The sequence below is a fragment of the Allobosea sp. genome (genome assembly GCF_036675845.1).
Taxonomy (GTDB): Bacteria; Pseudomonadota; Alphaproteobacteria; order Rhizobiales; family Beijerinckiaceae; genus Allobosea.
The window spans coordinates 1-9,527 of record NZ_JAKFED010000022.1; the positions used below are offsets into that span (position 1 = coordinate 1).

Consider the following 9,527-nt stretch of genomic DNA (forward strand, 5'->3'; position numbering starts at 1 on the left):
CGCCGCAGCCGGGCGCCACCGGAAACATCGCGTTCCAGGCCGCCGGCCCAGCCGCCGCATCGGCCCCGCCCCCCGCCGCCGCGCCGGCCGAGCGCCCTAGCGCGCCCGCGATCGCCGCGCCTGCTCCTGCTTCGCCCCGCTCGATCGCAGGCCCCCTGCTCGGCGCGGCCATCGCCCGGCAGGACAGCCTCGCCCCGCTCTTCGCCAATCTCGGCGGGCTGGCGCAGGGCTCGGTCGCGCTGATCCTGCCGAAACCGCTGCTCGCGCTGGTCGACCAGATCCTCGCCCAGCGGCTGCGGGCCGAGGGCAGGCCGCTCACCGCCGAGGCACTGCGTGGCGCGGTGGCGCGCTCCGGCCTCTTCCTCGAGGCCCGCCAGGCCGCCGGCGAGCCTCCGGCGCCGCAGGCCGATCTCAAGGCCGGCCTGCAAGCCCTGCGCGACATGCTGCGCCCCACCATCCAGCCGCTTCCGGCCGGCGAGGCTCAGCCCGCAGGCAGAAAACCCGCCGCAGCAAGGCCCGGCCAGCCGCCCGGACCAGCTACATCTGCCGCTGTACCGGCCGATCCCCGCCCCGCCATGCCGCGCCCCGGCCTGCTGACGCCGCAGCCCGTCGAGGAGCCGAGCCTGACGGCGGCCGCGCGCCCCGCGGCGATCGCCCAGACCCTGTTCGAGCAGGCCGAGGCGGGGCTCGACCGGATCGCACTGGCGCAATACGCCTCGCTGCCGCCGGAGGCGGGACGCAGCGAGACGCAAGCCCCGACACGCTGGCTCGCCGAGATCCCGCTCGCTTTGCACAACGGTACCGCGATGCTGCCGCTCGAGATCGAGCGCGACCCACCGCAGCCCGGCACCAGCACTCCCGATGCTCCGGTCTGGCGCGTCCGCTTCGGGCTCGACGCCGAGCCGCTCGGCGCGCTGCAGGGCATGGTGACCTTGCAGGGCCGCGCCATCGCCGTCTCGTTCTGGGCCGAGCGCGAGGAGACCAGCCGCCTGCTGCGCCAGGCCGGACCGGATCTCGAGGCCTCGCTGGTCCAGGCTCGCTTCGAGAGCGCCGAGCTCGAAGTGCACACCGGCCATCCGCGCCAGGGCAAGGCCACGGCCGGCCAGTTCCTGGACCGTCGCTCATGACCGAACCGCTTTCCCGGCAGGTCGCGGTCGCGCTCGAATATGACGGGCATGGCGCCCCGCGCGTCACGGCCAAGGGCCGCGGCGAGATCGCGCAGAAGATCGTCGAGACCGCTCGCGAGCACGATGTCGCCATCGAGCAGAACGCGCTGCTGGCAGAGGCGCTTTCCGCCGTCGAGCTCGACGATGCCATTCCCGAGGAGCTCTACCGCGCCACCGCGCAGGTCATCGGCTTCGTCCTGTCGCTGCGGCGCGACCTGCGGCGGCCATGAGCGAGGCGGTCGGCGTCCGCCGCGTTTCCGCTGCGAGCTATGGCGCGATGCAGGCGGATTTCGCCGACCTCTGCCGGCGCGCCGAGGCGCCCAACCTGCACATGGCGCCGGCCGCCATCGCCGCCGCCCTGCCCGGCCGGGTGAAGCAGGCGAACGACATCGTCATCCTCTGCGCCGAGGGCAGCGGCAGCGGACTGCTCGGCGTCTGGGCCTTCCGCCGGATGCGCAACGTCCACACTGGCTTCGCGGCCATGCTGCAATCTCCGCTGGTGCCGCTCTACGAGGTTTCGTCCGCCCCGGTGCTCGACCGCGACCGCGCCGGGCCGGTGGCACTCGCCTTGCTGCGCTTCATCGCCGACGCCGGCGACCTGCCGAAAATCCTGCGCCTGCCGCTGCTGCCGGTCGAGGGCGTCGCCTTCGCGGCTCTGCAAGCGGCCTGCGCCGGGACCGGCAGCACGCTGCATCGTTTCGAGAGCTGGGCCCGGCCAATGGCGATCCCGGCCGCCGGCGACGATGCGCAAACCTATCTGCGCCGGGCGCTCGGACACAGCTACAAGAAGCGCCTGCAGCAGCACCGCCTGCTGGAGCGCGCCGGAACCCTGCAACTCGCCCGCCACCGCGGCGCCGAGGTGGCGGCGGCGCTGGAACGCTTCCTTTCGCTCGAAGCCGCCGGCTGGAAGGGCAGGAACGGCACGGCGCTGGCGAAGCTGCCGGCCGATGCCGCCTATTTCCGCGAGACGGTCGCCCGCTTCGCCGAAGCCGACATGGCGCGGATCGACCTGCTCCTGCTCGACGACGCCCCGATCGCCGCCGGCGTGCTCGTCGACTTCGCCGGCCAGGCGCATTTCCTCAAGATCGCCTATGACGAGAGGCTCGCCAGACTCTCGCCCGGCCGCGGCCTGGCGATCGAGATGCTGCGCGCCGATTTCGCCGCCGGTCCTGGTGAGGGCCTGCCCTTCCGGCTCGACAGCGGCGCCGGCGACCGGGTCGATCCCGGCGCCTATCCCTGGGGCGAGCGCCAGGCCATGGCGCATGCGATCGTCGAGATCGGCGGGGCGGGGTCGGCGCTACCGCGGCTTGCCGCCCGTGGGCGTATGCTGCTGCGGCAATGGCGAGACCGCGCGCGAAACTGAAGCCGACGCGAGCCTCGCCAGGACCCAGCGCCCGACTGCCGGCTTGAAATGGACATTGTCGATCCAGAAGCGCGACGAGCCCTTGTCCGGATCGAAATCGTCGAAGGGGTGGTCGGTGGCCAGATCGGCGAAGCGCAGGCCGTGCGAGGCGACCAGCGCCGCGACATCGGCGCGCCAGCGCTCGAATTCCGGCAGACGCCCGCCGCCGCCGAGCAGCCCGAGCTGCGGCCGGCTCACCGGCGACAGATAGACCGCGACCTCCAGGCCGCGCAGCATGGAGAGCGCTTCGGAAAGGCCGGCAAGCCGCTCCGGCTGATAGGCCATGGCGGCGATGTCCTGCGCCTCCGCGACACGGCTTGTCAGGCCTGCGTCGAAATCCGGCGTCGTCTTGAAACCGTCGGCCCGCCAGGCCCCCGGCTCGGTGCGGCGGTGCGACAGCGCAAGCAGATTCGCGACCGCATCCGAATTGAAGGCCATGCGCAGCAGCGCTTCGGCACGTCCGGTGGCGGTCGCCAGCTCCGGGCGCAGCGCCGGCGGCGGCGGCAGGGCGGTGAACATGTAGTAATCGAGCCCGATCACGACGCGGCGGGCGCTGCCGACATTCAGCGCCAGCGCCGCCAGCACCGGCAGTTCCCCGGCCATCAGCGACGAGAGGCCGGCATTGTAGACCGGGCTCGGCGACGACCCGGCAAGATCGGCCGGATCGAGCCCGCGATAGACGACCGACGAGCCGACGAGCAATGTCTGCGGCAGGATGCGCGCCAGTTGCAGCGGCTTGACGCGGCGCATTTCGAGATCGAGCAGCCGGCTCTCACCGAGCCCTGCCTGCGTCCAGGGCGGCGCCTCGCGCAGGACCCAGAACGGGTCGCGCCAGATCGTCAGCGCCAAGGTCAGGAGCAGGAGCCCGGCGACGGTCAGCAGGAACGTCGCGCCAAAGCCGGCCGCGTTGCGGTTTTTGACTTGTGGCGATGACGGGGCTCCGCGCATCGCCGCCCGCTACCAGATCGCAGCGCTCCATGCGAGCCTTGCCGCGTTGACCGCGGCCGCGCACTGGCCGATAGACGACGCAAGGGCGTTTCGGAGCAGTTTGGGAAGGCGATGCGCGTTCTGGTGACGGGAGCGGCCGGGTTCATCGGCAACGAGACGGCCAAGGTCCTGCTCGAACGCGGCGACGAGGTCGTCGGCATCGACAACCTCAACGACTATTACGATCCCGCCCTGAAGCAGGCCCGGCTGGAACGCATCGCCGGGCATAACCGCTTCAGCTTCCTGAAGCTCGACCTCGCCGACCGCGAAGGCATGCAGGCGCTGTTCGCCGATGGCCGCTTCGAGCGCGTCGTGCATCTCGGCGCCCAGGCCGGCGTGCGCTACTCGATCACTCATCCGCAGGCCTATCTCGACAGCAACCTGACCGGCTTCGGCCATGTCCTCGAAGGCTGCCGCCAGAACGGCGTCGCCCATCTCGTCTACGCCTCGTCGAGTTCGGTCTATGGCGCCAATACCCGCACGCCCTTCCGCGTCGAGGACAATGTCGACCATCCGGTCAGCCTCTACGCAGCGACCAAGAGGGCGAACGAGGGTATGGCTCATGCTTACAGCCATCTCTACGGCCTGCCGGCGACGGGCCTGCGCTTCTTCACCGTCTACGGCCCCTGGGGCCGGCCCGACATGGCGCCGCTGACCTTCACGAAGAAAATTCTCGCCGGCGAGCCGATCGCGGTCTTCAACCAGGGCCGGCACGAGCGCGACTTCACCTATGTCGACGACATCGTCGAGGGCGTGGTGCGCGTGCTCGACCAGATCGCCGCGCCTGACCCGGCCTGGTCGGGCGATACGCCCAATCCGGCGACCTCCGCCGCGCCCTGGCGCATCTACAATATCGGCAATGCCGACCCCGTCCCGCTGATGGACTTCATCGCCACCATCGAGCAGGCGGTCGGCAGGAAGGCGATCATGCAGATGAAGCCGCGCCAGCCCGGCGACGTGCTGCGCACCGCGGCCGATGTCAGCGCCCTCGAGGCCGCCATCGGCTTCCGCCCGCATACGCCGCTGGCGGCGGGCATCGAGCGGATGGTGCGCTGGTATCGCGACTTCCATCGCATCTGAGAAAGGCGCGCTCGTCATGGCGGAAACCGCGAAGATCGGCATCGTCACCGTTTCCGACCGCGCTTCGGCCGGCGTCTATGCCGACGAGGGCGGCCCGGCGATCGTCGACTATCTGACCAGGGCGCTGGCGAGCCCCTGGCAGGCGGTCTCCCGCGTCATCCCCGACGAACGCGCCGGCATCGCCCGCACGCTGACCGAGCTCGCCGACGAGCAAGGCTGCTGCCTGATCGTCACCACCGGCGGCACTGGCCCCGCCCCGCGCGACGTCACGCCGGAAGCCACCGAAGACGTCATCGACAAGCTGATGCCGGGTTTTGGCGAGTTGATGCGCCAGGTCAGCCTCGCCAAGGTGCCGACCGCGATCCTCTCGCGCCAGCTCGCCGGCATTCGCGGCAAGTCGCTGATCGTCAACCTGCCCGGCCGGCCGCGCGCCATCGCCGAATGCCTCGACGCGGTGATGCCGGCGATCCCCTATTGCATCGACCTGATCGAAGGCCCGTATCTGGAGACCGATCCGGCGGTGATCGTCGCCTTCCGGCCGGGGCAGAAGCCGAAGGGGTGAGGCAGCTGCCTTCATCAGCGCCGTTTAGCGGATGGTAGCTTCGTTGCCGTAGCATGTTGCGCAACTCACGACATGCCCCCCCGCCGGGAACGCAAGATGCCCTCGCCCAAGATCATCCCTCTCGTCATGGCCGGCGGCGCCGGGACCCGGCTCTGGCCGCTCTCGCGCGACACCATGCCGAAGCAGTTCATCCCGCTGCTCGAAGGCGGCCTCTCGACCTTTCAGACGACCCTGCAGCGGCTGGCCGACCCGGCCTTCGATACCCCGATCGTCATCACCAACAACGATTTCCGCTTCATCGCCGCCGAGCAGATGCTCGCCATCGGCATCGCAGGCGAGATCGTGCTCGAGCCGGAGCGCCGCGATTCCGCCGCCGCCATCGCCGTCGGCGCGGTCATGGCCAGCCGGCGCGATCCTGAAGCCATCGGCGTCGCGCTCGCTTCCGACCATGTCGTCGCCGACGCCGAGGCGTTCCGCCGCGACTGCAAGCTCGCCGCCGGCATCGCCGCGACCGGCCTGATCATGACGCTGGGCATCAGGCCGACGCATCCCTCGACCGCCTATGGCTATCTCGCGCCGGGCGAGAAGCTCGCCGAGCCCGGCGCCAGCCGCCTTGCCCGCTTCGTCGAGAAACCCAGGCTCGAACTGGCCAGGCAGTATCTCGCCGAGGGCTATCTCTGGAACAGCGGCAACTTCCTCTTCGCCGCCAGGACGATGCTGGACGAGCTTGCCCGCCATGCGCCCGAAGTGCTCGCCGCCACCGAGGCCGCGGTCGGCAAGGCCAGGCGCGACCTCGATTTCCTGCGCCTCGATCCGGAGAGCTTCGCCCGCGCTACCAGGATCTCGATCGATTATGCCGTGATGGAGCGGACAGAGCATGCCGGCATGCTCGCCGCTTCCTTCGACTGGTCGGATATCGGCGCCTGGGATTCGATCCACGAGATCAAGCCGAAGGACGCCGACGGCAATGTGCTGGAGGGCCCGGCTGTAGCCATCGACACCCGTCGCTCGCTGGTACGCAGCGACGAGGTGCTGACCACCGTCATCGGCCTCGACGACGTCGTCGTGGTCTCGACCCGCGATGCGGTGCTGGTCGCCTCGATGGCGTCCGCCGGCAAGGTCAAGAACCTGGTCGAGCAGATGAAGGCCGAAGGCCGCCCCGAGGCCAGCGAGCACCTGCGCATCTACCGGCCCTGGGGCTGGTATCAGCGCATCGACATCGGCAGCCGCTTCCAGGTCAAGCACATCCACGTCAAGGAGGCGGGCCAGCTCAGCCTGCAGAAGCATTTCCACCGCGCCGAGCACTGGGTGGTGGTCTCCGGCACGGCCGAGGTCACGGTCGACGACCGCACCGTCATCGTCCACGAGAACGAGTCGGTCTACCTGCCGATCGGCTGCACCCACCGGCTGAAGAATCCGGGCAGGATCCCGCTCGAGCTGATCGAGGTCCAGGTCGGCAGCTACACCGGCGAGGACGATATCGTCAGGATCGAGGACATCTACGCAAGGACGTGAGCGGGCCTCTGCCTTGGCTCCTCAGCCCCTTTCCAGCGCCCGCCCGATCGCCTGCACCAGCTCGGGCGAGACCGGATCGGTGGCGGAGCTGAAGCTGCCGACGAGGCTGCCGTCGCGGCCGATCAGGTATTTGTGGAAGTTCCAGGCAGGCGTCTCGCCGGGGCGCTGGCTCGCCGCCCAGCGATAGAAGGGATGGGCGCTCTCGCCGCGCACCGCGACCTTTTCGGTGAAGAGATAGCTCGCGTTATGGCTCTGGCGCACCGCCTCGGCGATCGCCGCCCCGTCGAGCGGCTCCTGCCCGCCGAAATCATTGCTCGGCACCGCGATCAGCATCAGCCCGCGCTCGCGATAGCGCTGCCAGAGCTGCTCGAGGCCGGCGAACTGCCCCGCCAGCCCGCAGCGGGTCGCGGTGTTGACGATCAGGATCGGCTTGCCGCGAAAGGCCTCGAGCGGGACGTTGCCGCCTCCCGCCCGTGCGAAGCTGAAAGCGTAGGCGTTGGCATCGCCTTGCGCGGCCAGCCCGGCGGTCACCGGCGCGGCGGCAAGCAAAGCGAGGAATTCACGGCGATGGAAGCGCATGCTCTGGCTCCGGCAATGTCGCGAGCCTAGCCCTGGCCCCTGCCCTAAGCAAAGTAAGATATCCGCGAGCGAAACGAGAAACACCCCGGCCGGAACCGGGGCGTCCAACGGGATCGGTCGCTGGCGGAGGCCTTCAGCAGGCGAGAACCTTCTTCACCCGGACTTCGAGATCGCGCAGCTCATAGGGCTTCACGACATAATGGTCGGCGCCATTGGTGGTCGCCTCGTCCATCTTGTCGACCGAGCGCTCCGAGGTCGCCATGATGATCTTGATCTGGTTGAGCTCAGGCACCGAGCGGATGGCGCGCAACAGGTCGATGCCGCTCATCCCGTCCATGTTCCAGTCGAGCAGCAGCAGGTCGTAGCGCTTGGTCTGCATCTTCATCAGCGCTTCGCGGGCGTTCTCCGCCTCGTCGATGTCCTGGAACTCGATCTGCTTCAGGAAATAGGTCGCGAGCCCGCGCATGCTCTTCTGGTCGTCGACCACGAGGATGCGGTAATCGCTTCTCGCCTTTGACATCACACTCTCCTCACGCGGTGCGCTGATGCGGCCTCTCGCCGATCAGCCCCGCGATGACGCCGCCGATCTGATCGAGCGCGACGGCCCGGTCCGCGGCGCCGATCTCGAACGCGGCTTTCGGCATCCCGTTTACCACACAGGTCTCGCCGCTTTGGATTAATGTCTCGGCCCCGGCTTTGCGCATGGCTAACAAACCGTCAGCGCCATCGCGTCCCATGCCGGTGAGCAGGGCGCCGACCGCCTGGGCGCCGGCGGCCCGCGCCACCGAATGGAACATCACATCGACCGACGGGCAGTGCCCGCTGACCAGCGGCCCCTCCTTGAGCAGGCAGACGAACTCGCCGCGCCGCTCCTCGATCTCGAGATGGCGCTGGCCGCCGGGCGCCACCACGGCCATGCCCGGCCGCAGGCGGTCGCCATCGACCGCTTCCCTGACGTCGAGGCCGGTCGCGGCCGCAAGCCGCGCCGCGAACTTCGCCGTGTAGCCCGCCGGCATGTGCTGCACGACCACCATCGGCAGCCGGGTGAAGGCGAGGTCGCGCATCACGGTCTGGACCGCCGGCACGCCGCCGGTCGAGGCGCCGATCGCGATCAGCGGCGCCTTGCCTACCGTGCGGCTGATCTCGCGCGGCATCGCCGGGCGGCTGGGCGGCGTGGGGGCGCCCGCCTGCTGGGCCAGGGCGCGCGTGGCCATGATCAGGCGGCGGCTCGCCGAGGCGCGCTGCAGCGCCGCGGCGACATGCTTCATGAAGCCGTCGAGCGTATGGGTGGTGCCGTCCGGCTTCTCGATGAAGTCGATGGCGCCGAGTTCGAGCGCCTGGATGGTGTTGTCGGCGCCTGGGCCGCCGAAGGCCGAGACGATCAGCACCGGCAGCGGGTCCTGCTTCAGGACGCGGGCGAGCAGCTTGAGCCCGTGCCGGCCCGGCAGCTCGAGATCGAGCGTCAGGATGTCGGGGCGCAGATCCTGGATCGCGTCCCAGCCTTCCTCGGCGCTGCCGGCGACGCCGATCACCTGGAAGCCGGGCGTCGAGTTGACGATCTGCGTCATCAGCTTCTGCATCAGCACCGAATCGTCGACGACGAGGACTTTCACGGGGCCTGCGGCGGAAGTCGGCATGGTCATCACCAGATCTCCACTTCGCCCGCCACCGGCTGGGTCTTGAGACGGTTGAGATAAGCGAGCTCCTGCTCCCGCTCGGGATCGCGCGCCGCCTGCTGGACATGCTGGACCCAGGCGCGCCCGGTCGAGGGCTGGTAGTGGATGCGGCGCGAACGGGTCCCGCCGACATCCTTCGACATCACCGGGATGCCTTCGCGGGCGAGGAACTCGGTGACGAAGGTGATGTTGCCCTCGCCGATCGCCAGCATCGTCGCGCCCGAGAGCACGCGCGCACCGCCGAACACCTTGGCCTCGAGCAGGTTGCGCTTGCCGCCGCGCTTGAGCAGGCCGTTGATCAGCACCTCCATGGCGGTGTCGCCATAGCGCTCGCCGGCATGGGTGTCGGAGCCGCCATTGTTCTTCGGCAGCAGGAAATGGTTCAACCCGCCGACCCCGGCCTGCGGATCGCGCATGCACACCGAGATGCAGGAACCGAGCACGGTTGCGACGATCTCGTCCTTGGCCGAGGTGATCTCGTGCTCGCCCGGCGCCACCGTGATGATGGTCGCGTCGAAGCGCGGATCGAAATAGCGCCGTGAGGATCGGGCAACACTCAT

At 69.6% G+C, this 9,527-nt stretch carries 11 protein-coding genes; 6 read left to right on the forward strand and 5 right to left on the reverse strand.

Features of this window, described 5'->3' with window-relative positions; translation table 11 throughout:
• The 3 genes from fliK to V6M56_RS01290 all read left to right on the forward strand — a co-directional run.
• Window positions 1-1,127: flagellar hook-length control protein FliK (gene fliK, locus V6M56_RS01280; protein ID WP_332680759.1), on the forward strand; the 1,127-nt coding region annotated here is incomplete at its 5' end.
• The gene (locus V6M56_RS01285) at window positions 1,124-1,396 is read left to right on the forward strand and encodes an EscU/YscU/HrcU family type III secretion system export apparatus switch protein (protein ID WP_332680760.1); all 273 of its coding nucleotides are present in this window, start codon (window positions 1,124-1,126) and stop codon (window positions 1,394-1,396) included. The genes fliK and V6M56_RS01285, both read left to right, overlap by 4 nt.
• A complete protein-coding gene (locus V6M56_RS01290) occupies window positions 1,393-2,529 on the forward strand; it encodes a GNAT family N-acetyltransferase (protein ID WP_332680761.1) in 1,137 nt (378 codons plus the stop codon). The genes V6M56_RS01285 and V6M56_RS01290 overlap by 4 nt, the downstream gene beginning before the upstream one ends.
• Here V6M56_RS01290 and V6M56_RS01295 read toward each other — a convergent pair.
• A complete protein-coding gene (locus tag V6M56_RS01295; RefSeq protein WP_332680762.1) occupies window positions 2,464-3,516 on the reverse strand; it encodes a hypothetical protein in 1,053 nt (350 codons plus the stop codon). The genes V6M56_RS01290 and V6M56_RS01295 overlap by 66 nt on opposite strands.
• A 111-nt stretch (window positions 3,517-3,627) precedes the next feature.
• Here V6M56_RS01295 and V6M56_RS01300 point away from each other — a divergent pair, with 111 nt between their 5' ends.
• The 3 genes from V6M56_RS01300 (at window position 3,628) to V6M56_RS01310 (ending at window position 6,712) form a co-directional block, all read left to right on the forward strand.
• Entirely contained in the window at window positions 3,628-4,635 is a 1,008-nt protein-coding gene (locus V6M56_RS01300; RefSeq protein WP_332680763.1) for an NAD-dependent epimerase, read from the forward strand.
• A gap of 16 nt (window positions 4,636-4,651) precedes the next feature.
• The gene (gene mog / locus V6M56_RS01305) at window positions 4,652-5,197 is read left to right on the forward strand and encodes a molybdopterin adenylyltransferase (protein WP_332680764.1); all 546 of its coding nucleotides are present in this window, start codon (window positions 4,652-4,654) and stop codon (window positions 5,195-5,197) included.
• Window positions 5,198-5,293: 96 nt separating this feature from the next.
• Window positions 5,294-6,712 (forward strand): mannose-1-phosphate guanylyltransferase/mannose-6-phosphate isomerase, encoded by a 1,419-nt coding sequence (locus tag V6M56_RS01310; RefSeq protein ID WP_332680765.1) that lies wholly within the window; start codon window positions 5,294-5,296, stop codon window positions 6,710-6,712.
• A gap of 21 nt (window positions 6,713-6,733) precedes the next feature.
• Here V6M56_RS01310 and V6M56_RS01315 read toward each other — a convergent pair whose 3' ends face one another.
• From V6M56_RS01315 to V6M56_RS01330, 4 genes are all read right to left on the reverse strand, one after another.
• On the reverse strand, window positions 6,734-7,291 hold the full coding sequence (locus tag V6M56_RS01315) for a glutathione peroxidase (RefSeq protein ID WP_332680766.1): 558 nt from the start codon (window positions 7,289-7,291) through the stop codon (window positions 6,734-6,736).
• A gap of 133 nt (window positions 7,292-7,424) precedes the next feature.
• Window positions 7,425-7,811, reverse strand: coding sequence for a response regulator (locus V6M56_RS01320; RefSeq protein WP_332680767.1), 387 nt, complete (start codon window positions 7,809-7,811; stop codon window positions 7,425-7,427).
• Window positions 7,812-7,821: 10 nt separating this feature from the next.
• Window positions 7,822-8,934: a chemotaxis-specific protein-glutamate methyltransferase CheB gene (gene cheB, locus V6M56_RS01325; RefSeq protein ID WP_332680768.1), complete on the reverse strand. Its 1,113-nt coding sequence runs from the start codon at window positions 8,932-8,934 to the stop codon at window positions 7,822-7,824.
• Window positions 8,934-9,527 (reverse strand): chemoreceptor glutamine deamidase CheD (locus V6M56_RS01330; protein ID WP_332680769.1); only part of this gene is annotated, 594 nt, incomplete at its 5' end. The genes cheB and V6M56_RS01330, both read right to left, overlap by 1 nt.